Genomic DNA, 22,954 nt, shown 5'->3' with positions numbered 1-22,954 from the left:
CATGGACTTCCAGCCGACCGAGGAGCAGCGCGACCTGCGGGCGGGCCTGCGGGACCTGCTGTCGGGGCGGTACGGGCCCGAGGCGCTGCGCGCGGCGGTGGACGGCGGGGCGGCGGTCGACCGCGGGCTGTGGCGGGAGCTCGGCCGGGCGGGGTTCTTCTCGCTGCGGCTCCCGGAGGCCGAGGGCGGTGTCGGACTGGGCCTGCCGGAAGCGGTGCTGCTCTTCGAGGAGGCGGGGCGGGCGCTGCTGCCGGGGCCGCTGGTGGCCACGCACCTGGCCGCCGGGGTGGTCCCGGGGGCGGCGCGGGGCACGGCCGTGGTGACGGCCTTCGACCTCGGCGAGCGGCTGGTGGCCCACCTCGGGGAGGCGGACGCGGTCCTGGGCGCCCCGGTGCTCCCGGCGGGGGAGCCGGTGCGCTCCGCGGACCCGCTGACGCCGCTGCACCGGCTGGCGGTGGCGGGGGACAGCTCCGCGTACCGCGGGACCGGGGCGCTGCTGACAGCCGCGCTCCAGGTCGGGAGTGCGTCGCGGACGCTGGAGCTGGCGGTGCGGTACGCGGGGGAGCGGGAGCAGTTCGGGCAGCCGATCGGCGCCTTCCAGGCGGTCAAGCACCTGTGCGCGGACATGCTGGTGCGTGCGGAGGTGGCCCGTACGGCGGTCTACGCGGCGGCGGTGGTTGCGGCGGCGGTGGCGGCGGGGCCCGCCGCGGGCGGGGCCGGGGCCGGGGAGATCACGGCGGCCAAGCTGCTCGCGGACGAGGCGGCCGTGCGCAACGCACGGGACTGCCTCCAGGTGCACGGCGGGATGGGTTTCACTTGGGAGGCGGAGGTGCACCTGCACCTGAAGCGGGCCTGGGTGCGGGCCGAGCAGTGGCGGACGGCCGCGGACGCGGAGGAGCTGCTGGCGGCCGAACTGCTGGGGGCGGGGTCGCGGGCGTCGTAGCCGTAGCACCGTGTGACGCGGGAGGGTGAGAGGGGGTGCGGGAGGGACGACGCGGGACGCATGTCCGATTACAGAGAGTTGATATCGGTTTGTGTCCTTCGCCCGCCTCATTGTGGGCCGGAGGCGGGGGGTCGCTCCGGTACGCTCCCACGAATGCGAGCGGTTGAGCGGCGTGAGCGTCGCACAGTATGCACCACGCCTACGCCTTCGCGCGGGAATATGCCCGAAGCGCTTGTTGCGGTGACTGTAGGTCAACCAAGCTGCTCCGCAAGGGGATCACACTGGGTGATCCCATCCTGTCGCGAGGCGAAGTGTCCGCCGGTTCGGATGGTGTGAGCGGTGCAGGTGCTTCAGGTTCAGCTGGAGGTAGGACCCGATCCCGCCGAGGTCGGCCGCGCGCGCCGGTGGGCCCGGTCGCGGCTGGCGGGGTCCGGCATAGGGGACGACGAGCCGCTCGCCGAGACGCTGATCCTGCTGATCTCCGAGCTGGTCACGAACGCGGTCGTGCACACGGGCTGTCCGGCCGTGCTGCGGATGCTGTTCGGGGGGCCCGGCGTGCGCGTCGAGGTGGCCGACGCGAGCGACCGGGCGCCGGCCCGCCGGCAGGCCGCCGGCGACGACACCGGCGGGCGCGGCCTGGAGCTGGTGGACGGCCTGGCGGACCGCTGGGGCTGGCAGCGCGAAGGGGCGGGCAAACGCATCTGGTGCGAGGTGGACCGCGCCGAGAAGGCGGCCGCGGACGACGCGTCCGACGGCCCGTCCGATGTTCGTACTCCGACACGGGAACCGCGCGTGTACCTCTAACGAGGTGTTGACGGTTCGTCACAAGTTGATCACCCTGGTGTGGAGCGATTCGACGCGAGGGGACGCCAAGGGCACGCCTTGACGAGTGCGGGTCGTGGGGTGGCGGCTGCCGTGCCGCGCTCGGGGCGTGCACGCGCGTACGCCGCCACCCGCAAGTCGTCGTCCGCCCGACCGGGAAGCGATCCCGTCCCGCCTCCCGGTCCGTGCCCGTATCGCGGCCGCGAGGGGGCGCGTCGGCCGCCGTCAGAGGACGGCCACCGGGGCCACGGGTGTGCCGACCGCGCCGACGAAGGGTTCCGGCATCGCGGAGAGCAGGAACGCGTACCGGTTCTCTTCTCCACAGGCTGTGGACAACTTTTCGAGATCCCAGTTCTGGCCCTGGTGCATGCCCATCTCGACCAGGTGCAGCGCGTGCACCGGCAGCCACAGGTCCTCGATCTCCGGCGGGAAGATCTCGAAGGTCAGGGTGTCGTTCGCGACCGCCGCGACGTCCCTGGCGTGGAACCACTGGGGGGTGCGGACCGACAGCCCGGGTGACGGGAAGCCGTAGCCGTGCTTGTCGCCCGCCAGATAGACCTGGATCTGCCCGGTGCGCACCAGCACGATGTCGCCCGCGCGGACGCGGACCCCGCCGAACTCCTCGGCCTCGGACAGGTCCTCGGGGGTGACCGCGTGGCCGCCGGGCAGCCGGTCCAGGCCCTTGGCGCGCGCCACGTCCAGCAGGACGCCGCGCGAGACGATGTGGCCGGCCTTGTCGATGCCGCTGAACGCGGCGCGGCCGTGCGCCGTGACGGTGGTCGCCGGGCGGCCGTTGTAGATCCGGCCCGAGTGCGAGACGTGGGTGAGGGCGTCCCAGTGGGTGCCCGCCTGCAGGCCCATGGTCACGGCGTCGTCGCTGCAGGCCACCGTGCCGGGGCCGAAGATCTCCTGGTTGATCTGCACCATCGTGTGCAGCGGGTTGATCCGGCCGGGGATCATGCCGACCTGTACGCCGTCCTCCTTGAGGGGGAGCGCGAGCGGGACGCGGCGTCCGGTGCGGATCTCGGCCGCGGCGGCCCGGACCACCTCGTCGGTGACGAGGTTCAGGGTGCCGATCTCGTCGTCGGCGCCCCAACGGCCCCAGTTGTTGACGCGCTTGGCGATGTCGTGGAACTCGGCGGGCAGGCTCACGGGTCTCATCAGCTCCTCGTGGAGGCGGAGGGCAACAGGGTCTTGTGCTGCGGTATCCGGCTGCCCAAGAATCTAACGGTCCGTCAGAAAACGCGGGAAGGGGCCGGCATGGGGAACTTCTTGGCAGGCAAGGCCGTCGCCGTCACCGGCGCCGGCCGGGGCATCGGGCGGGCCGTGGCACTCGCCGCGGCCGCCGAGGGGGCCCGGGTCGTCGTCAACGACTACGGCGTCGGCATCGAGGGCGGGGAGCCGACCAGCGAGATCGCCCAGACCGTCGTCAAGGAGATCGCGGCCGCGGGCGGCGAGGCCGTCGCCGTCGCCGACGACATCTCCACCATGGCCGGCGGCCGGCGCATCGTCGACACCGCGCTGGCCCGGTACGGGCGGCTGGACGGCGTCGTGTGCGTGGCCGGCATCCTGCGCGAGCGGATGCTGTTCAACATGTCCGAGGAGGAGTGGGACCCGGTGGTCGCCACCCACCTCAAGGGCACCTTCACCGTCTTCCGCGCCGCCTCCGCCGTCATGCGCCGGCAGGGGACGGGCACCCTGATCGGCTTCACCAGCGGCAACCACCAGGGCTCGGTGGCCCAGGCCAACTACAGCGCGGCCAAGGGCGGGATCATCTCGCTGGTGCGCTCCGCCGCGCTCGGGCTGGCCAAGTACGGGGTCACGGCCAACGCCGTCGCGCCCGTCGCCCGCACCCGCATGTCGGCCAACGTCCCCATGGAGCTGACGGAGATCGGCGAGCCCGAGGATGTCGCGGCGCTGGTCACCTACCTGCTCAGCGACCGGGCCGTGGCCGCGGGCGGCGAGCGGATCACCGGACAGGTCTACACGATCGCCGGCCCGAAGATCGCCGTCTGGGCACAGCCGCGCGAGCTGCGCGCCGCGTACGCGGAGGGTCCCTGGACGCCGGAGCGGATCGCCGACTTCCTGCCGGGGACGGTCGGTACCGACCCGATGCCGATGCTGGCCCAGCTGGAGGCCATGGCCAAGGCGGCGGCCGCCAAGGACCGCCCCAACGCGTAAGCCCGGCCAGGAGCCAGAGGGGAGGGCCGCGACGGATGGACTTCGACTTCGGGGCCGAGGACGAGGAGCTGCGCGGGCACGCCCGCGCCTGGCTGACCGCGCACCTCGTGGGCCCGTACGCCCGCGCCGTCGGCCTCGGCGGTCCGGGCAGCGAGCACGAGGGGGTCGCCGCGCGGCGCGCGTGGGAGCGCGAGCTGGGGCGCGGCGGCTGGATCGGGCAGGGCTGGGACATCCCGGACGGGGCCTACGGGCAGCGGCGGCTCTCCCTCACCGGCCAGGTGGTGTGGGCGGAGGAGTACGCGGCGCTGCGCGCGCCGGGCCGCGTCGGGCACATCGGGGAGAACCTGCTGGCGCCGACCCTGGTCGCCCACGGCAGCCAGGAGCAGCGGGACCGCTTCCTGCCCGGCATCGCGCGCGGCGAGGAGCTGTGGTGCCAGGGGTACAGCGAGCCGGGCGCCGGCTCCGACCTGGCGGGGATCCGTACCGCAGCGGTCCGGGACCCGGGCGACGGGCTGTTCCGCGTCACCGGGCAGAAGATCTGGACCTCCCTGGCCCGGGACGCCGACTGGTGCTTCGTGCTGGCCCGCACCGAGCCGGGGTCCCGGCGCCACCGGGGGCTGTCGTTCCTGCTCGTACGGATGGACCAGCCGGGACGCGTCGAGGTGCGGCCGATCCGGCAGATGTCGGGGACCTCGGAGTTCAACGAGGTGTTCCTCGACGGCGCGGTCGCGGCGGAGGTCGTCGGCCGGGAGGGCGACGGCTGGACCGTGGCCATGGGCCTGCTCGCCCTGGAGCGGGGCGTCTCGACCCTGGTCCAGCAGATCGGCTTCGCCGCGGAACTGGAGCGCGTCCTGGCCGCCCACGCGGCGGCGGGCGGCGGCTCCGGCGGCGGCTCCGGCTCCGGCGGTTCCTTCGGTGATGGCGGCTCCGGCGCTTCCGGCGGCTCCCGCGGCGGGGATCCGGTGCTGCGGGATCGCCTCGTACGGCAGTGGGCCGAGCTGCGCGCCATGCGGTGGAACGCGCTGCGGACCCTGGCCGCCGGGGACGACGCGGGGGCGCCGAGCGTCGCCAAGCTGCTGTGGGGCGGCTGGCACCGGCGCCTCGGCGAACTCGCCGTGGAGGTGCGGGGCGCGGCGGCCGCGGCCGGGCCGGCGGCCTGGGAGCACGGGCTCCCGTACGAACTCGGGCTCGACGAGGAGCAGCGGCTGTTCCTGTTCACCCGCGCCGACACGATCTACGGCGGCTCGGACGAGATCCAGCGGAACATCATCGCCGAGCGCGTGCTCGGCCTGCCTAAGGAGCCCAGGTGAGAGGCGTCGTGTTCGACGGCAAGCAGGCCCAGGTGGTCGACGACCTGGAGGTCCGGGATCCGGGGCCGGGCGAGGTGCTGGTCGCGGTGGCGGCGGCCGGGCTGTGCCACAGCGACCTGTCGGTGATGGACGGGACGATCCCGTTCCCGCCGCCGGTGGTACTGGGGCACGAGGGGGCCGGGGTCGTGGAGGCCGTGGGCACGGGGGTCACCCACGTGGCGCCCGGGGACCACGTGTCGCTGTCCACCCTCGCCAACTGCGGGGCCTGCGCCGACTGCGACCGGGGGCGGCCGACGATGTGCCGCAAGGCCATCGGGATGCCCGGGCAGCCCTTCTCGCGGAGCGGCAGGCCCCTGTTCCAGTTCGCCTCCAACTCCGCGTTCGCGGAGCGCACGGTCGTCAAGGCCGTGCAGGCGGTGAGGATCGCGGCGGACATCCCGCTGACCTCGGCGGCGCTGATCGGCTGCGGGGTCCTGACGGGCGTGGGGGCGGTGCTGAACCGGGCCCGGGTCGACCGGGGTGAGTCGGTGGTCGTCATCGGCGCCGGCGGGATCGGGCTGAACGTGCTCCAGGGGGCCCGGATCGCGGGAGCCACCACGATCGTCGCGGTCGACGCGAACCCGGCGAAGGAGGCCGTGGCCCGCCTGTTCGGGGCCACCCACTTCATCGACGCCTCGGCGGTCGCGGACACGGGCGCGGCCGTGCGGGAGATCCTGCCGACGGGCGCGGACCACGCCTTCGAGTGCGTGGGCAGCGTCCGGCTGATCCGCCAGGCGATCGACCTGCTGGACCGGCACGGGCAGGCCGTCCTGCTGGGGGTGCCCGGCTTTCGGGAGGAGGCGTCGTTCCTCGTCTCGTCGATGTACCTGGACAAGACGATCATGGGCTGCCGGTACGGGTCCTCGCGCCCGCAGCGGGACATCGCGCTGTACGCGGAGCTCTACCGGCAGGGGAAGCTGCTGCTGGACGAACTGGTGACGGAGGTCTACCCGGTCGAGGACTTCGCCAAGGCCGTGGACGACGCCCGCCACGGGCGCGTCGCGCGAGGCGTCCTCACCTTCTGACGGGCCGGGGCGCCCTCACGTCCTGCCGGTCCGCGGCGTCCCGTCCGGGCACGGCCCCCAGCCGGTGGGCACGCGCACCCGCCGGCGGCAGGAGGGGGGCGGGGGCCGGCAGGGTCAGGGGGTGAAGTGGCCGAAGCGGCCCTTGTGGAAGAGGAGCGGCGCGCCTTCTCCCGCCGCTCCCATCGCCTCGACGCGGCCCACGACGATGAGGTGGTCCCCGCCGGTGTGGACGGCGTGGATGCGGCAGTCGATCCAGGCGGGCACGGCGTCGAGCCGCGGCGAGCCGGTGACGGGCGCGGGGTCGTGGACCACCCCGGCGAACTTGTCGGCGCCGCTGACGGCGAAGGAGCGGCACAGCTCGCCCTGCCCGGCCCCCAGGATGTTGACGCAGAACACTCCGGCGCGCGCGATGCGGGGCCAGGTCGTCGAGGTGCGGGCCACCATGAAGGTGACCAGGGGCGGATCCAGGGACAGGGCCGCGAAGGACTGGCAGGCGAAACCGGCCGGCCCCTCCTCGCCTGCCCCGGGCGGGGCCGTGACGACGGTGACGCCGCTGGCGAAGTTGCCCAGCACCGAGCGGAACTCGGCGGGGCTGACGGGCGCGCGCTCGTCCTCACCGACGGCCCGCAGGTGCGGGCGCGGGAGCGCGTCCAGGGGCTCCGTGCCCGGCTCCGGCGGCGCGGAGGTGGGGGAGCCGGCTGACCTGAGGTATCGGACGACGGTGGCCGCCATCCCTGCATGTCCCATCACCTTACGATTGAACCTGACGGGGCGTCAGATGTGAAGGGTCGTGCGCCACCCGCGCGGGTCGTGCCCGTACCCCGCGCGGGACACCGCCGGACGGGGGGCCGCCCGGGTGAAACCCGGCCCGCCTGGGGGCCGTACGAGCGCCGGCGCGCCGGAGCGGGGCATCGTGGCCGGCGGGCCCGTACCGCACGGCCCACCGCTACCGCCGCACTCCTTCGGAGGACCCATGCTCGGCACCGACTTCCGTACCGGATCGCCCAACTGGCTCGACCTCGGCAGCCCCGACACCGGCGCCGCCGCGGCCTTCTACGGCGCCGTGTTCGGCTGGCAGTTCGCTTCCGCCGGACCCGAGGCCGGCGGGTACGGCTTCTTCCAGCAGGGCGGCAGGACCGTCGCCGCGCTGGGGCAGCTCACCGAGGAGGGGGCGAAGTCCGCCTGGATGCCGCACTTCAAGACGCCCGACGCGCAGGCCACCGCGGAGGCCGTCCGGGCGGGCGGCGGGAGGGTCCGGATGGAGCCCATGGACGTCATGGGGGAGGGGTGGCTGGCCCAGTTCACCGACCCGCAGGGCGCGGAGTTCGCGTGCTGGCAGTCCGGGAACACGTCCGGGTTCGAGGTGGCCTCCGCCGAGAACACGCTGGTGTGGGTGGAACTGCACGTGCCCGACCCGGCCGCCGCCATCGCCTTCTACGCCTCGCTGTTCGGGTGGCGGCAGGCCGAGATGCAGGTGCCCGGAATGGCGTACCACGTGCTCAGCATCGGGGAGGGCGACCAGGAGGACGGCTCCTTCGGCGGGGTCGCCCCGCTGGGCGAGGGGCAGGGCGAGGAGGCCCGCTGGGTCCCGTACTTCGCCGTGGCGGACGTCGACGCCACCGAGGCGGCGGCCCGGGAGAACGGCGGGACGGTGCTGATGCCGGCCGCGGACGTGCCCGAGGTCGGACGGATCGCGTGGCTGGCGGACCCGGCGGGCGCCGTGTTCGCCCTGCTGCGGCCCAACCCCCGCCAGGCGTAGGGCGGATCCGCCCGGGCGGCCCCGGTCGTCGGCCGCCCGGTGCGGGCGTCAGCAGCCCCGGTACACGGGCGTGCGGCGCTCCACGAAGCCCGCCACCCCCTCGTTCGCGTCGGCGGTGCCCATATTGATCTCCTGCGCGGTGGCCTCGGCGGCCAGCGCTGTGGCCCGGTCCACCTCCAGTGAGGCGTTGACCAGCTGCTTCGTCATCGCGAGGGCCCGCGTGGGGCCCTGCGCGAGGCGCTCCGCCCACTCCCGGGCCACCGCTTGCAGATCCGCGTCCGGGACCACCTTGTTGACCAGCCCCAGCCGCTCGGCCTCGGCCGCCGGCACAGCGTCCCCGAAGAACATCAGCTCCTTCGCCTTCTGCGGGCCGACGAGCCGGGGCAGCAGGTACGCGCCGCCGCCGTCCGGCACCAGGCCGCGCCGTACGAACACCTCGATGAATCGCGCCGTCTCGGCGGCGATGACGAGGTCGCAGGCCAGCGCCAGGTGGGCGCCGATGCCCGCCGCGGTGCCGTTGACGGCGGCGATCACCGGCTTCTCGCAGTCGAGGACGGCGGTGATCAGGCGCTGCGCGCCGAGCCGGATCATGCGCGCCACGTCCCCCGCGACCCGCGCACCCGCGACCGGCGCACCCGCGTCCCGCTCACCCGTGACCGGCGCGCCCGCGGGCGGTGCACTCTGTGCGGGCAGTGCGCCGCGCAGGTCGGCGCCCGCGCAGAAGCCCTTTCCGGTGGCGGTGAGGACGACGGCGCGCACGGCGGGGTCGGCGGAGGCCTCGCCGAGCAGGGCGATGACCCGTTCGCGCTGGTCCCGAGTGACGGCGTTCATGGCCTCGGGCCGGTTGAGGGTGATCCACGAGACGCCGTCGGCGGTGCGGTGGAGGACTTCGTCCTCGGGGGATCGGCTCATGGGTGCGCTCCCGTTCGCGGAGGGTCCCCGTCCGCGGAGGGGCGTACGGGGAGGGGCGTATGCGTGGGGAAGGGGCCCCGGGCCCCCGGGCCCGGTGCGGGGCCCGGTGCTCGGAAGGGGCCCGGGGTTCGGACTCCCGGGCCCGGTGCGGGGCTCAGCGGCAGATGGCGAGGGCGTCCAGGGCGACCGCGCCCTGGCCCCGGGGCAGGACCATCAGGGGGTTGATGTCGAGCTCGGAGAGTTCGTCGCCGAGCTCCAGAGCCATCCGCTGGATCCGCAGGACGACCTCCACCAGCGCGTCGACGTCCGCGGGCGGCGCTCCCCGTACGCCCTCCAGCAGGGCGCGGCCGCGCAGTTCCCCGAGCATCGCGCGGGCCTGGTCCTCCCCGAAGGGCGGCACGCGGACGGCCGCGTCGTTCAGCACCTCCACGAGGACGCCGCCGAGGCCGACCGTCACGGTCGGGCCGAAGAGGTCGTCCTGGGTGACGCCGACGACCATCTCCACCCCGCGTTCGACCATCTGGCAGACCAGGATGCCGTCCAGCGGGACGTTCTCGTAGCGCGCGATGTCGGTGAGCTCGCGGTACGCGTCGCGGATCTGGCTCGCGGAGGTCAGTCCCATCTTCACGAGGCCCAGTTCCGTCTTGTGGCCCAGCTGGGGGCCCGAGGCCTTCATCACCACGGGGTACCCGACCAGGCCCGCCGCGCGGACGGCCGCGGCCGCGCTGGTCACCAGCTGCTCCCGGGGCACCCGGATCCCGTACGCGCGCAGCAGCTGTTTCGCCGCGTGCTCGCTGAGCTGCTGGCCGGGCCGCATGAGGGCCTGTGCCTTGCGGTACGAGGGCGAGGGCGTGCGGGGCGCGTCATCGAAGGGGGAGCGGTAGCCGGTGGTGAAGCGGTGGTGGCCGAGGTAGGCGCGGACGGCGGTGATGCAGTTGCCGAAGGTGCGGAAGGTGGCCACGCGGGAGGAGCCGAGGAGGGTGGTGCGGTACGCGTCCTCGGTGCCCACCGGGGAGCCCCAGATCACGCAGACCAGCTTGTCGCTCTGCTCGGCGGCGTCGACGAGGTCCTGGGCGAGCCGGTCGCTCATCGGGGGGAAGGGCCCGGTGATCGGGCAGATCAGGACCCCGACGGACGGGTCGGCGAGGATCGCGTCGATGATCTTGCGGCCGCGCCAGTCGCCGACCGGGTGGCCGCCGTTGTCGACGGGGTTGGCGACGTTCAGGTAGTCCGGTATCCACTGGTGGAGCTCGTCCTGCTTGGCCGGGGAGAGCGTGGGCAGGCTGAGGCCCGCCTCGGTGGCGAGGTCGGAGAAGTGGGCGCCGGTGCCTCCGGAGATGGAGTACACGACCACGCCGTCGGCCTGCGGCCTGCGGGCCCGGGCCAGGAGGGCGGCGGTGTCCTGCAACTCGTCGAGCCCGTCGACGCGGATGACGCCGAACTGGCGCATGGCGGCGTCGACGACGGTGTCCGCCCCCGTCAGCTTCCCGGTGTGGGAGGCGGCCGTCCGGGCGCCGGCCTCGGTGCGGCCGACCTTGACGGCGACGACCGGGACGCCGTTGCGGGCGGCGCGGTCGGCGGCGAGGAGGAAGGACCGGCCGTCCTTGAGCCCCTCGACGTAGCAGGCGATGGCGCCGACCTCGGGCTGCTCGGCGAAGTAGGAGATGAAGTCGGACGTCTCCAGGTCCGCCTCGTTGCCGGTGGGCGCCCAGTGGGAGAGGCGGATGCCGAGCTCCTGGAGGGTGTAGACGGGGCGGCCCTGGTGGCCGGACTGGGTGATCAGGGCGATGGCCGGGCCGTCGAGGTCGTCGCGGAAGGCCTCGAAGGCGTTGAGGTTGGTGTTGGGCCCCAGCAGGCGCAGTCCGGAGCGGCCGACGGCCGCGGCGAGGCGGGCCTGGGCGGCGGCGCCGGCGTCGCCGGTCTCGGCGAAGCCGGAGGCGAAGGCGACCGCGAACCTGACTTTCGTCTCGGCGAGTTCCTCGATCGCCGGCAGCGGATCCCCGACGAGGAGGACGGCGAGGTCCACGTCCTCGGGCAGGTCGGCCACCGAGGCGTGGCAGGGCAGTCCGAAGACGGTGGGGCGGGTGGGGTGCACGGGGTGGATCCGGGCGCCGACGCGCTCGGCCCAGGCGATGAGCTGGCGGGTGATGCCGGTGTTGGGCCGGCCCTCCGCGTCGGAGGCGCCGACGACGGCCACGGACTCGGGCCGGAAGAACCGGTCGAGGTCGGGCACCTCGGCGTGCAGGGGCCGCCCGCTGACGTCCAGCGCGACGGCGTCCTCGGCGGACGGCGGCGCGCAGGAGTGGACGGCGGTTCTGGGGGTCTCCCCGCAGGCCTCGACGCGTGCGCGGAAGTCGGTGGTGAGGGTGCCGTGAGTAGATCCAAGCATCGTTCCGCCCGCTCCTGCTCGATGAACATCGATGGAACCTCGATAACTGACGTGCAGTCAGATTACTGAACTGACGTGCCGTCAGGAATGGGGCTGCGCAGGAAAGGTGGTGGAGGTGGTGTGTGGAACGGTGCCAGACCCCGGCGGGGCGGGTCCAGACCCCGTTCCAGCCACCGTGCGGGCGGGGGTGCGGGGATGCGGAGCCCCGGGGGCCGGCGGTGCGGGCCCGCCGGGTGCGGTCAGGGGTGGGGGTGGCGGGCGATGGCCCGGGCGATCCTCTCGGCGTCGCGGGACATCTCGCGGAACATGCCGCTGATGGGGTTGGAGAACCCGGTGAAGTACAGGCCGGGAACCTGCTCCGCGGCGCCGGTGCCGGATCCGGCGCCGTGCGTGCGCGGGCGCCCCCGTTCGTCCAGGACGTCGAGGTGGCCCACCAGGCCCTCCAGCGCCCGCCGGTAGCCGGTGGCCGCGATGACCGCGTCCGGGCTGATCCGGCTGCCGTCCGCGAGCAGTACCTCGCCGCCGTCGAATCCCGTCACGGCGGCGACCGGTTCCACCCGGCCGCGCCGCACCGCGTCGATCAGGCCGACGTCCTGCACCGGGATCGCCCCCTCCCGGACCCTGCTGTACAGGCCGGTGGTGGGGCGGGGGAGCCCGTACGCGGAAAGGTCCGGGACGGAGGCCTTCGCGACGAGCCCCGCGAGCCGGTCCACCAGCCGCACGGGCAGCCGCCGTACGAGGATCCCCGTACGCTGGGCCGGCCAGCCGGCCGTCGAGCGGCGCAGGATGTGCGGGGCCGTCCGCACGGCGAGCCGCACCCGCGAGGCCCCGCCGTCGGCGAGGTCGACGGCTATCTCGGCGCCGGTGTTGCCGACACCCACCACGAGGACGTCCTGGCCCGCGTACGGGCCGGGCTCGCGGTACTCGGCGGCGTGCAGCACCCGGCCGGTGTACTCCTCCAGGCCCGGCCACTCCGGCAGCCTGGGCGTGTGGTTGAACCCGGTGGCGACGACCACGGCCCCGGCGTTCAGCACCCGCCCGCCGGTGGCGTGCAGGGTCCAGCCGCCGCCGTCGGGGGCGCGCTCGATCCGGGTCACCTCGACGCCGGTGACGAGCTCCAGCTCGTGGAACTCGGCGTACTTCTCCAGGTACCGCACGACATCGGCGCGCGCGACCCAGCGCCCGAACCGGCGCGGTATCGCGAGGCCGGGGAGCGCGGAGAGGCGGCGCGTGGTGTGCAGGCGGAGCCGCTCGTAGTGCTGCCGCCAGGAGGCGCCGACCGAGTCGGACTTCTCGACCACCACGGAGCGAACCCCGCGGGCCCGCAACGCGGCCGCCGCGGCGAGCCCGCCCGGGCCGCCGCCGATCACGTACACGGGGCGGGGCTGAGTGGTCAGGTCGGGGGGTGCGGGGACTCCAGGCATGAGGAGTGATCGTATCGACACTCAGCGTTGATGGGTCTCGGAGGGGGAGGGAATCGGTTGCGGATCGATCACGGGGGCGGCGGGGTTCCGGCGGGCCGGGATGTGCCGCGGCACGCAGAAGCCCCACTGTGCGCGCGGCCGGTACTCAACGGGAGGTGAGTACGCGCGCCCTGCCGCTCCAGGAGGGCGGCCGGGACACTGGAGCCATGCCTCGGAGATCGCTGAAGTTCGCCCCCTACGTGCTGGTCCTCGCGCCGATCGCGGCCTGGGCCGCCTGGCTGGGCTGGGACCAGCACCGCGACGTCCACCCCGACGGATCGGTGACCGGCCCCTATGAGGCCTGGCAGGTGATCGGGCTGGTACTGACCCTGCTGGTGCCCGTGTACTGGGCGGCCTCCCGGCGCTACGTCGTCGGTGCTTCGCTCTGCACCACGGCCGGCCTGACCGCCGCGGCCTACTACGACTGGTCCGACGACGGCAGCGGCCTGTTCATGGTCGGCGTGGGGATGGTCATGGTGGGCAGCCTGGTGGCCACCTTCGCCGTGTCGGCGCTGATCGCAGCCCTGACCCGGACCGACAACCGCAGCTCCGGCCCGACCGGCACCTGAGACCACCGGGGGCCCTTGCGCAACCGGTGCCGATCCGGTGAACTGACGTACCGTCAGATTGCGCGTGCGTGGGAGAGGTGGGAGCTGCCGATGCAGACCGTCTGGCTCAGTGGGGCCGAATGGCTCGCCGTGCTCCGGATAGGCCTCGGCCTGTGGTGGCTGGAGAGCTGGCGGCACAAGGACAAGAAGGGGTGGTTCGAACGCGGCACCGGCATCGCGTGGGCCGCCGACGTCGCGGGCAAGCACCGCTGGCCGTTCGTGAAGGGCGGCTTCGAGAAGGTCGTCCAGCCGCGCCCGAAGCTGATGGCGTACATCGTCGTCTATGCCGAACTGGCACTCGGCCTGGGCCTCGTGCTCGGGTTCCTCACGCCGGTCGCCCTCGTCGGCGGCCTGCTGCTGAACCTGCTCTACCTCGTGCTGATGATCCACGACTGGGCCGAGCAGGGACAGAACGCGATGATGGCGCTCATCTCGCTCGTCGCGCTCTTCGCGATGGGCTGGCAGGCCTGGTCCCTCGACGCGGCGATCGGACTCTTCCTGTGAGCGGCGTGCGGTACGACCTCCCGGAGGCGGACGAGTTCACCCGCCCCTACTGGGACGCGGCGGCCCGCGGACGCCTTTTGCTGCGCCGTTGCGCCGACTGCGGGCGTGCGCACCACTACCCGAGGGAGTTCTGCCCGTTCTGCTGGGCGGGGGAGGACCGCGTCAGGTGGGAGCCGGCGAGCGGGCTCGCCACCCTGTACACCTGGTCGGTGATCCACCGCAACGACCTGCCCCCCTTCGGTACGCGCGTCCCGTACACGGCGGCCGTCGTCGACCTGGCGGAGGGGCCGCGGATGATGACCGAGGTGGTGGACTGCGAGGCGGCGGACCTGCGGATCGGGATGCCGCTGGCGGTCACGTTCCGCGAGGCGGCGGAGGGCGTGTCCGTGGCGGTGTTCCGGCCGTCGGACCGGACCGACTGACCGGGCGGGCGGGATCGGATCCCGCCGCGCCGCCCGGACACTCCCGGCCGCCGTACGCGCCCCCCGCCCCCCGGCCGTCACGGCCAGAGCAGCTCGCGGGCCCAGGTCTGGCCGGCGGCGGTGCGGCGGTAGCGCAGGCGGATGTGCCGGCGGGCGGCGTCGCCCTGGAAGAACTCGACCTCGTCGGCGTCCAGTACGTACCGGGTCCAGGTCGGTGCGGGGGCGTCCGGTTCGGCCCCGGCGCGTTCCCAGGCGGCGGCCGAGACGCGTTCCAGCTCCGCCACGGAGTCCAGCACCTCGCTCTGCCGTCCCGTGAGCGCGGCTGCCAGAGCGCCCTGCGAGCGGACCGCCAGGTCCGCGCGGCTCTCCTCGGGTCCGCACGCGGCGACCCGGCCCCGTACGCGCACCTGGCGGCCCACGGTGGGCCAGTAGAAGCCGAGCGCGGCATCGGGGCGGGCGGCGAGCTGGCGGCCCTTGGCGCTGGTGGAGTGCGAGGCGAAGTGCCAGCCGCGGGCGTCGGCGTCGTGCAGCATCAGGATGCGCACGTCGGGCCGCCCGTCGCCGTCCACGGTCGCCAGGCTCATGGTGTGCGGTTCCAACTGCCCGGCCCGCGCGGCGTGCGTGAACCACTCCCGGAACAGCCCGAGGGGCTCGGCCGGAGCCGCCCCGGTGTCGAAGGCGGGCAGGTCCGTGTCCCAGACGCGCAGGGAGCGCAGGGTGGTGTGGAAGTCGTCGTCACGGGGTGCGGACTCGCTGCTCATGGCGCGAGCTTAGCCCCGGGCGGCGGCGCGGGTTCGGGGGCCGGGCACGCGGAACCGTCCGACTGGCCGGACAGGTACGCGGTGCGTTCGTCCGAGGTGAGGTCCCGGTTGAGGGTGCGGCAGATGTCGTCGATCGCGTCCTTGATTTCGTCGTGCCACTGTGCGCGGTCGAGACGGTTTCCGAGGTCGTGGATCCGAACAGCGCCACCGTCGTCGCCGATGGCCAGCGTGGATCCGTCGGGACTGAATGCCAGGGACGACGGCATGGAGAGCTGGGGCAGGGTGGCGAGGGGTTTACCCTCCTTCACGTCCCACAGGCGGACGGTCTGGTCGTGGCTGCCGGTGGCGAGAATTCCGTCGGAGCTGAACGCCACTGAGCTGACTCCTTGCACGTGGCCGGGGAGTGTCCGTCTTTCTCCGGTTTGCATGTCCCACAGTCGGACCGTGTTGTCGTTGCTGGCTGTGGCGAGTGTGTGTTGTCCCGCAGCACTGAAAGCCACCGAGTTCACGGGACCGGTGTGGCCCGTCAATGTGTCTTTCAGAGCGCGCGTCCGCACCTCCCACAGACGGACGGTGTTGTCGGTACTGCCGGTGGCGAGAACCTTGCCGTCGGGACTGAACGCCACCGCGCCCACCGTGTCTGAATGCCCCATCGGGCGGTCCAGGTTCTTGCCGTTGTCGGCGTCCCACAGCTGTGCCGTCGCGTCGATACTGCCGGTAGCCAACGTGTTGCCATGTGAACTGAACGCAACCGCGACGACGGAATCCGTGTGATCGCGCAAGGGATCTCCCGCGGGCTTGCGGTCGGCTACATCCCATAGTCGAGCGGTGCCGTCGTAGCTGCCGGTGGCGAGGATGGTTCCGTCGGGATTGAACGCCACCGAGGCCACACTGGATTTGTGCGCGGGCAGGAGTTCCTCTGTGCTTCCCGTGCGCAAGTCCCAAAGACGGACGGCGCCGTCGTAACTGCCGGTGGCGAGAGTGTGCCCGTCAGAATTGAAGGCGACGGACAACACGGGCTCTGTGTCGTCGACCAACCCTTTGCCGGTGTCGATTTCCCACAACCGCACGGTGGTGTCCTTGCTGCCCGAGGCGAGGATGGAGCCATCGGGGCTGAAAGCCACTGAGAGCACCGTGTCGGTGTGGCCGACCAGTGAAGTGAGAAGGGCACCCGTCTTCCGGTCCCACAGAAACACCTGGTTGTCAGCACTGCCGGTCGCGAGGGTCTCGCCGTCAGGACTGAAGGCCACTGAGTACACCGCGTCGCCATGGCCCTTCAGGATGGTGCGCGTGCGGGTCCTCACGTCCCACAGAACCACGTTGGTGTCGGAGCCCGCGGTGGCGAGGAGTTCGCCGTCGGGGCTGAACGCCACCGAGTACACCGCTCCTGCGTGTGTCATCGGCTTCCCGAGGTAGTCGGCGGTTTTTACGTCCTGCAGCAATGCGGTGCCGGCGTCGGTAGCTGTGGCCAGAGACCTTCCGTCGGGGCTGAACGCCAATGACCACGGTTCGCTGGTGTGCGGCATCGGGTCGTGATCGGAGCGGGGTGTGCCGTCCGCGTCCCAGAGTTGACTGCCCTCGAAACTGGCGGTGGCGAGCGTAACCTCGTCGGGGTGGAAAGCCACTTGGTTCACCCAGGACTGGTGCTGCATCGTTTTGCCGAGAGGGTCGCCGGTTTTCGCTTCCCATAGCCTTGCGGTGCCGTCTTGACTACCTGTGGCCAGGGTCTGTCCGTCGGGGCTGAACGCTGCGGATCCCACGATGCCGTCGTGGTTCATCGAGGGAACGAGGGTGCCACCGGTGTTCACGTCCCAGAGCAGGGCGCTGGCATCGTCACTACTCGTCACGAGCTTTTTTCCGTCAGGGCTGAAGTCGAGCGAGCGCACCGCCGCTGTGTGGCCGTCCAAGCGGCGCTGCAGCGGTAGGGCCGCCGCGTTCCGCACGCTTTCCTCGGCCTCGAACGTCTTGCTGGTGCGGTAAGCGCGGATGGCCAGGAGCGCGGCCAGGTCCGGGCTGGCGTTGATGAGTGTGCTGGATTGGCTGGCGAGTTGCCGGGAACTGGCTTCCTCCTGCTCGGTCTCGACCTCCCGCCACTGCCACAGGGCCAGTCCGCCCACGATGAGGGCCAGGGCCAGCAAGGACGCCAGGATGCGGTTCAGGCGGCGGCTGCGGCGGATGGCGGTCTGCTGGTGCTCCTTGCTCGTGCCGAGGAAGGCGGCGATGTCGCCCGGGAGGCGGCGCCGTTCGGACCACTCCAGGCCCTCCGCGAGGGCCGTGCCCGCGAGGAGGTCTCCCGGGTCCTTGTCCTCGGCGAAGCGGGAGTGCCGGGTGCGGGTGTGCTCCAGCCACTCCTGGAAGCGGTGGTCCTGGCCGACCCATTCGCGCAGGGTCGGCCAGTCGCGGATCAGCGCGTCGTGGATCAGCTCGGCCACCGGCAGCCCGGGAGGGACATCGTGGTAGAGGGAGATCCTGGGGGTGTGCGTGGTGATGATGCGCTGGCGCGTGAGGGCGGCGAGGACGTCGTCGATGTCCTTGAGCGTCGCCCCGTCGGATGCCGGCGCGTCTGTCCTCGCCGCGTCCGCATTCGCCGCGTCGGGTGCCGCCGCGTCGGTGGTCGCCCCATCGGCCCTCGCCCGGCCAGCCTTCGCCTCGCCGGGTGCCGCCCCGCCGCCGACCCTCCCCCCGTCGGGCGTCGCCTTCGGCTCCCAGCCGCTCGTACCTGCCGGCTCCCCGCCCGCGGCGGCCACGTCGCGCAGTTCCCGCAGGGTGACCTGCCTGCGGACGGCCGGGATGTTGCGGTCGGGGTCGGCCGGCCGTACCAGGGAGGTCAGGATGCGCTGGGCGATCGGGCGGTGCTCGGCGGGGAGCTGTTCGAGGGCGGTGTCGCACCAGGTGGTCAGGCTGCCGGTGACGCCGCCGATGCGGCGGTAGGCGTCGTGGGTGAGGTAGCCGTCGTGGCGGCGCTGCCAGAGTTGGCTGAGGGCCAGCTCCAGCAGGGGGAGCACGGTGACCGGGGCGCGGCGGCTGGCCACGCCGTCGGGGGTGGTGGCCAGGACGTCGTTGATGATCTGTTCGGGGAGGCCGCGTTCGAAGCGGGCGCCCGCGTTGCGCGCGGGCTCGGTGATGATGTCGTTCAGGTCCTCCTCGCTGAGCGTGCCCGGGATGTTGAGGAGTCCCGGCATCGCGGCTTCCAGCAGCTTGGGGGCGAGGGCCGCCTGCTGCGGGTAGAAGTCGTCACGCATGATCAGGAGGACGCCGAGCCGGGCGTGGGACTTCACCGCGGTGGTGATCTGCTCCGTGGCGGCCAGGCGGCGTTCCAACTGGTCGCCGGTGGAGGGCTGGGTGAGCAGTTCCTCGAACTGGTCGACGATCAGTACGAGGCGCTGGCGGCCCGGTTCGACGGCGAGCCGGTGGCTGACGGCCGCGACGATGCCCTCGCTCTGCACGCCGGGGAGTCCGCCGCGTTCGAGCTCGTCCAGCAGGTCCTGCCGCGGCCGGACGGTCACGGGCAGCCAGGTGTCGCTGCCCGGCAGCGCTCCCGCCGCCAGTGCGGGCAGTACGCCGGCCTGCACCAGTGAGGACTTGCCCGAGCCGGAGGGGCCCAGGAGCAGGGTGACGCGCTGGTCGGCCAGGTTCGCCAGGACCTGCCGTACGGCCTCCTTGCGGCCTTCGAACCAGCGGTCGTCCTCCGCGGTGAACGGTTCCAGCCCTCGGTACGGGCACACGTCCTGCTCGGTCAGGGCGGGCCACGCCTCGCGGAGGACCTCGGTCGGCGTGACGTACGCGATGCCCTGGCCGCGTTCGTGCTCGTCGGGGGCGGCGATCTCGGTGAGCATGCCGATGACGAGGCCGGTCACCTCGTCCACGACCGGTCCGCCGCTGAAACCGGTGGTCAGGTCGTTGGCCGCGGTCAGCTGGAGGTGCGGGCCCCGGTGCTCGGAGGCGGGGATCAGGTCGCCGGCCGTGCCGTAGCCGAAGTGGCCGGCGACCGGGGCCTGGGCGGGGAAGCCGTAGGAGCGCACCGGGTGGCCGCGGCGGCCCGACGCCGAGCCCAGGGGCAGCCCGTGCGCGCCGGTCGGGGCGTCGGTGAGGCGGACGACGGCCACGTCGTCGTCCTCGGGGTCCCGCCACGGTTCGGCCAGGACCACGCCCTCGGTGCGGGGGGCGCCCTCGATGTGCGGGAAGTCCACGCGCAGGGCTTCGCCGGGGCCGGTCGCCGCGGCGCGTACGACGTGGGCGCAGGTGACGAGGATGTCGTCGGCGACGAGGAATCCCGCCCCGGCCACCTCGTCGTCCGGTCCTACGATCTGGGCCACGGCCGGGAGGAGTTGCGGGGCTTCCTCGCCGGTCGGCCCGTTGGCGGTGGCGTCCATGGGATCAGTCCTCGGTCCACCCCTCGGCCGTGCCCGGACCGCCGGCGCCGCGACCCGCAGGCTCGTCCTTCTTCCAGGTCATGGTGACCCGCAGATGGCAGGTGGTGCTGCTCTTGGTGATCACGACTCCGGCCTCCACGGCCAGGTTGACCCCGAACTCGACGGAGATCGCGTCGGGGCCGGCCTTGCGCAGCTGGTCGAGTACGGTGCGGGACGCGTCGGCGACGGAGCCCATCGCGTCCTGCAGGTTGTTCGGCAGCTGCTGGATGACGTCGCCGACGCGGCCCGCCTTCACCGGGCCGTCCGCCGTCGTCGCGGGCGACTCGACCAGGACGGAACCGCCGCCTTCCAGGGAGATTCGCGCGAGATGCGTCATGGCTCCTCCTTCGCCCGCCGTACCGCCGGGTCCGACGTACGGGCCGCGCTCCCGCGAGGGGTCGGGCGCGGGCGTCGTGACGGGCGGCAGGGGAAGCGTCGCGGGACGGGCTCGCGCAGGGGAACCACGCCGGACGGGAGCCCTTCATCGGCCGGGGCGCCGCGGACGCGGACACGGACACGGTCGCCAGGGCCGTATACATCGATCATCGTCCCGTCCGGCGCGCTTCGCATCCGGTGGAGCGGGCGCGCGGGAGCTGTGAGGCGGGCGCAGGGGCGCGCTGGGGGCGGGCTTGTACGCGCGGGCGCGCGGCGGGGGGTTTGGGTCCGTCAGTCCCGTCCGAGGATCACCGTGCCGGACGAGCAGAACCAACCGCCGGTCCCCGAGGCGAGTGCCACCTGGGGGAGCCGTCCGTCCGGCTTCGCGACCTGGCCGGCGCCGGCCTCGCCGCGGAGTTGGCGCACCGCCTCGACCAGCAGGAACAGGCCGCGCATGCCGGGGTGGCAGGCCGACAGGCCGCCCCCGTCGGTGTTGACGGGGAGTTCCCCGCCGCGCAGCAGGCGACCCTTCTCCACGAACGCCCCGCCCTCCCCCTTGGCGCAGAAGCCCAGGTCCTCCAGCGTCACGAGGGTCATGTAGGTGAAGGCGTCGTAGATCTCCGCCAGATCCACGTCCGCCGGGGTCAGGCCGGCCCGCTCGAAAGCCAGTCGCCCCGAGACCGCCGCCGGGGACACCGTGAAGTCCTCCCACTCCGACATCGCGGTGTGGGAGACGGAGGTGCCCGACCCGAGGATCCAGACCGGGGCCTTCGCGGTGTCCGGTACGTAGTCCTCCGCCGCCAGGAGCACCGCGCAGCCGCCGTCGGAGCGGATGCAGCAGTGCAGCTTGGTGAAGGGGTCCGCGATCATCTCGCCGGAGAGGACCTCGTCCACCGTGAGGGGCGTGCGGAACATCGCGTCCGGGTTCGCGGCCGCGTTCGCGCGGGCCTGGACGGCGACCGAGGCGAGCTGCTCCAGGGTCGTCCCGTACTCGTGCATGTGCCGGCGGGCGGCCATGGCGTACTTGGAGATCAGCGTGTGGCCGTACGGGACCTCGAACTGCAGCGGGCCCCGCGCTCCGAAGGAGAGGTTCGAGGTACGCCGGCGGGCCTTGATGTCGGCGCGGGCGGTGGACCCGTAGACCAGCAGGACGGCGTCGGCGTGGCCGGCGGCGATGGCGTCCGCCGCGTGCGCCGCCATGACCTCCCAGGTCGCGCCGCCGACGGAGGTGGAGTCGACCCAGGTGGGGCGCAGGCCCAGGTACTCGGCGACCTCGACCGGTGCGAGGGTGCCGAGCCCGGCCGAGGCGAAGCCGTCGATGACGGCGCGGTCCAGGCCCGAGTCGGCGAGGGCGCGCCGGGCGGCCTGCGCGTGCAGGGCGTAGGGGGTGGGGCCGTCGACGCGGCCGCAGTCGGAGAGGGCGACTCCGACCACGGCCACCCGGCGGCGCGGCGCGGGGGCGGACACGGGGCCGGACACGGGGCCGGACAAGGGTCCTGAGCGGGATGCGGGCATGGGGACGACGGTACATCTGACGTATCGTCAGATGCCAGTGCCAGTGCCAGTGCCAGTGCCAGTGCCAGTGCCAGTGCCGGTGCCGTGTCGGTGCTGGCGTCGGTGTCCGTGCGCGTGCCGCGCCGCGCCCCCGCCCCCGCCCCCCGTCCCCGTCCCCGTCCCCGCGCCACGGGTCCACCCCTCCCGGCCCCGGCGCGGCCGGATCCCGCCGCCGTCCCGGGACGGCGGCGCCGCCCTCTGGGCATCTGGCGTCCATCGGCCTAACATGACGCCCCGTCAGATACGGGGAGGAGCCCGACGATGGATGCCGCCTTCACCGCGGAGCAGGACGAGATGCGCCGTACCCTGCGCGAGATCCTGGGCAAACGCTGCGGCCCGGACGAGGTCAAGGCCGCCGTCCGCACACCCGCGGGCCACGACCGGGAGCTCTGGCAGCAGCTGGCCCAACGGCTCGGGCTGCCGGGCATCGCCGTCGCCGAGGAGTACGGCGGAGTCGGCTGCGCCCCCGCCGACCTGGCCCTGGCCTGCGAGGAGACCGGGCGGGCGCTGCTGCCCTCGCCGCTGCTGGCCACCGCCGCCCTCTGCGTCCCGCTCGTCACCGCCCTCGGTACCGGCGCCCAACGCTCCGCGCTGCTCCCGCCGCTCGCCACCGGCGGGCTGACGGCCGCCCTCGCCGTCCCCGGCCCCGCGCTGGCCACCGCCCTCGCGCTGACCGGCCGGAACACCGGCGGGGACTGGGCCGGCGGCGGCCGCGCGGGCGGGATCCAGGCCCGCGTCGACGGCTCCGGCGGCTGGCGGCTGTACGGGGAGGCGGCGCAGGTGCTGGACGGGCACAGTGCCTCCCTGCTGCTGGTGGCCGCGCACACCGGCGGCTTCGCGCGGGGCCGCAGCCTGCTGTTCCTCGTACGGGAGGACGCGCCGGGCCTGGTCCGCGCGCGCCAGACCGTACTCGACGAGACCCGGCCGCAGGCACGGGTCCAACTGCGCGACGTGCCCGCCGAGCTGCTCGGGGACGAGGGGGCGGACGTGCCGGGCGCCCTCGCGGCCACCGGGCGCACCGTGTGCACGGTGCTCGCCGCCGAAGCGGTCGGCGCGGCCGACCGGACGCTGGAGCGCACCGTGGAGTACGTACGCGGACGCGAGCAGTTCGGCCGGGCGATCGGCTCCTTCCAGGCCGTCAAGCACCGGCTCGCCGACCTGTACGTACGGGTGCAGGCGGCCCGGTCGGCGGCCTACTACGCCGCATGGGACCCGGCGCAGGGCGGGCTCGCCCTCGCCCAGGCGCTGGAAGCCCTGCGGGCGGCCGCGGGCGAGGCGATCCAGCTGCACGGGGGCATCGGCTTCACCTGGGAGCACGACGCGCACCTCTACTTCAAACGGGCGGCGGCCGACGAGCTGCTGTTCGGCCCCGTCCACCGGCTGCGGGCGCACGCCGCCGAGCTGGCCGGCCTGTTCGACCCGGCGCGCGGCGGGCCGGACGAGGAGCCCGGGTTCGGAGGGCCGCCCGGCCCGAG

General features: G+C 73.6%; 19 protein-coding genes. 10 read left to right on the top strand and 9 right to left on the bottom strand.

What is annotated here, in order from left to right; all coding sequences use genetic code 11:
• Position 1: 1 nt before the first annotated feature.
• Positions 2-943, top strand: coding sequence for an acyl-CoA dehydrogenase family protein (locus tag ACFWUQ_RS15570; protein ID WP_384538047.1), 942 nt, complete (start codon positions 2-4; stop codon positions 941-943).
• A gap of 339 nt (positions 944-1,282) precedes the next feature.
• A complete protein-coding gene (locus ACFWUQ_RS15565; RefSeq protein WP_384538045.1) occupies positions 1,283-1,747 on the top strand; it encodes an ATP-binding protein in 465 nt (154 codons plus the stop codon).
• Positions 1,748-1,990: 243 nt separating this feature from the next.
• On the opposite strand, the gene ACFWUQ_RS15560 is transcribed toward ACFWUQ_RS15565, so the two are convergent.
• Complete coding sequence (locus tag ACFWUQ_RS15560) at positions 1,991-2,917, bottom strand: cyclase family protein (protein ID WP_384538100.1); 927 nt, start codon at positions 2,915-2,917, stop codon at positions 1,991-1,993.
• A gap of 108 nt (positions 2,918-3,025) precedes the next feature.
• Between ACFWUQ_RS15560 and ACFWUQ_RS15555 the strand changes: the two genes are divergently transcribed.
• From ACFWUQ_RS15555 to ACFWUQ_RS15545, 3 genes are read left to right on the top strand one after another with little or no spacing between them, the layout of a single operon-like run.
• Positions 3,026-3,946 (top strand): SDR family NAD(P)-dependent oxidoreductase, encoded by a 921-nt coding sequence (locus tag ACFWUQ_RS15555; protein WP_384538043.1) that lies wholly within the window; start codon positions 3,026-3,028, stop codon positions 3,944-3,946.
• 35 nt (positions 3,947-3,981) lie between these two features.
• A complete protein-coding gene (locus ACFWUQ_RS15550; RefSeq protein WP_384538041.1) occupies positions 3,982-5,256 on the top strand; it encodes an acyl-CoA dehydrogenase family protein in 1,275 nt (424 codons plus the stop codon).
• Positions 5,253-6,320 carry a Zn-dependent alcohol dehydrogenase gene (locus ACFWUQ_RS15545; protein WP_384538040.1) on the top strand — a complete coding sequence of 356 codons (1,068 nt, stop codon included), beginning with the start codon at positions 5,253-5,255 and terminating at the stop codon, positions 6,318-6,320. The genes ACFWUQ_RS15550 and ACFWUQ_RS15545 overlap by 4 nt, the downstream gene beginning before the upstream one ends.
• 114 nt (positions 6,321-6,434) lie before the next feature.
• Here ACFWUQ_RS15545 and ACFWUQ_RS15540 read toward each other — a convergent pair whose 3' ends face one another.
• Positions 6,435-7,052, bottom strand: coding sequence for a flavin reductase family protein (locus tag ACFWUQ_RS15540; protein WP_384538098.1), 618 nt, complete (start codon positions 7,050-7,052; stop codon positions 6,435-6,437).
• 241 nt (positions 7,053-7,293) lie between these two features.
• On the opposite strand from ACFWUQ_RS15540, the gene ACFWUQ_RS15535 reads away from it, so the two are divergent.
• Complete coding sequence (locus tag ACFWUQ_RS15535; RefSeq protein ID WP_384538038.1) at positions 7,294-8,079, top strand: VOC family protein; 786 nt, start codon at positions 7,294-7,296, stop codon at positions 8,077-8,079.
• 48 nt (positions 8,080-8,127) lie between these two features.
• Here ACFWUQ_RS15535 and ACFWUQ_RS15530 read toward each other — a convergent pair whose 3' ends face one another.
• From ACFWUQ_RS15530 to ACFWUQ_RS15520, 3 genes are all read right to left on the bottom strand, one after another.
• Positions 8,128-8,991 carry an enoyl-CoA hydratase/isomerase family protein gene (locus tag ACFWUQ_RS15530; RefSeq protein ID WP_384538036.1) on the bottom strand — a complete coding sequence of 288 codons (864 nt, stop codon included), beginning with the start codon at positions 8,989-8,991 and terminating at the stop codon, positions 8,128-8,130.
• Positions 8,992-9,145: 154 nt separating this feature from the next.
• A complete protein-coding gene (locus ACFWUQ_RS15525; protein ID WP_384538034.1) occupies positions 9,146-11,380 on the bottom strand; it encodes an acetate--CoA ligase family protein in 2,235 nt (744 codons plus the stop codon).
• Positions 11,381-11,619: 239 nt separating this feature from the next.
• The gene (locus ACFWUQ_RS15520; RefSeq protein WP_384538032.1) at positions 11,620-12,804 is read right to left on the bottom strand and encodes a flavin-containing monooxygenase; all 1,185 of its coding nucleotides are present in this window, start codon (positions 12,802-12,804) and stop codon (positions 11,620-11,622) included.
• Positions 12,805-13,010: 206 nt separating this feature from the next.
• Here ACFWUQ_RS15520 and ACFWUQ_RS15515 point away from each other — a divergent pair, with 206 nt between their 5' ends.
• From ACFWUQ_RS15515 to ACFWUQ_RS15505, 3 genes are all read left to right on the top strand, one after another.
• Positions 13,011-13,412, top strand: a complete 402-nt coding sequence (locus tag ACFWUQ_RS15515) for a hypothetical protein (RefSeq protein WP_384538030.1) — start codon at positions 13,011-13,013, stop codon at positions 13,410-13,412.
• A 90-nt stretch (positions 13,413-13,502) separates the two neighbouring features.
• On the top strand, positions 13,503-13,955 hold the full coding sequence (locus ACFWUQ_RS15510) for a DoxX family membrane protein (protein ID WP_384538028.1): 453 nt from the start codon (positions 13,503-13,505) through the stop codon (positions 13,953-13,955).
• A complete protein-coding gene (locus ACFWUQ_RS15505; RefSeq protein ID WP_384538027.1) occupies positions 13,952-14,377 on the top strand; it encodes a Zn-ribbon domain-containing OB-fold protein in 426 nt (141 codons plus the stop codon). The genes ACFWUQ_RS15510 and ACFWUQ_RS15505 overlap by 4 nt, the downstream gene beginning before the upstream one ends.
• A gap of 77 nt (positions 14,378-14,454) precedes the next feature.
• Here ACFWUQ_RS15505 and ACFWUQ_RS15500 read toward each other — a convergent pair whose 3' ends face one another.
• The 4 genes from ACFWUQ_RS15500 to ACFWUQ_RS15485 form a co-directional block, all read right to left on the bottom strand.
• Positions 14,455-15,138, bottom strand: a complete 684-nt coding sequence (locus ACFWUQ_RS15500) for a pyridoxal 5'-phosphate synthase (RefSeq protein ID WP_384538026.1) — start codon at positions 15,136-15,138, stop codon at positions 14,455-14,457.
• Positions 15,135-19,511: a trypsin-like peptidase domain-containing protein gene (locus ACFWUQ_RS15495; protein ID WP_384538024.1), complete on the bottom strand. Its 4,377-nt coding sequence runs from the start codon at positions 19,509-19,511 to the stop codon at positions 15,135-15,137. The genes ACFWUQ_RS15500 and ACFWUQ_RS15495 overlap by 4 nt, the downstream gene beginning before the upstream one ends.
• Before the next feature lie 4 nt (positions 19,512-19,515).
• Complete coding sequence (locus ACFWUQ_RS15490; protein ID WP_384538023.1) at positions 19,516-19,887, bottom strand: CU044_2847 family protein; 372 nt, start codon at positions 19,885-19,887, stop codon at positions 19,516-19,518.
• Positions 19,888-20,216: 329 nt separating this feature from the next.
• The gene (locus ACFWUQ_RS15485) at positions 20,217-21,440 is read right to left on the bottom strand and encodes an acetyl-CoA acetyltransferase (RefSeq protein ID WP_384538022.1); all 1,224 of its coding nucleotides are present in this window, start codon (positions 21,438-21,440) and stop codon (positions 20,217-20,219) included.
• Between the two features lie 300 nt (positions 21,441-21,740).
• Between ACFWUQ_RS15485 and ACFWUQ_RS15480 the strand changes: the two genes are divergently transcribed.
• On the top strand, positions 21,741-22,954 hold a 1,214-nt coding region (locus ACFWUQ_RS15480; RefSeq protein WP_384538020.1), incomplete at its 3' end, for an acyl-CoA dehydrogenase family protein.

The sequence above is a fragment of the Streptomyces sp. NPDC058662 genome (assembly GCF_042716255.1).
Lineage (GTDB): Bacteria > Actinomycetota > Actinomycetes > Streptomycetales > Streptomycetaceae > Streptomyces.
The sequence above is the reverse complement of the archived record's forward strand: the minus strand, read 5'-3'. Positions and strand labels throughout refer to the sequence as shown.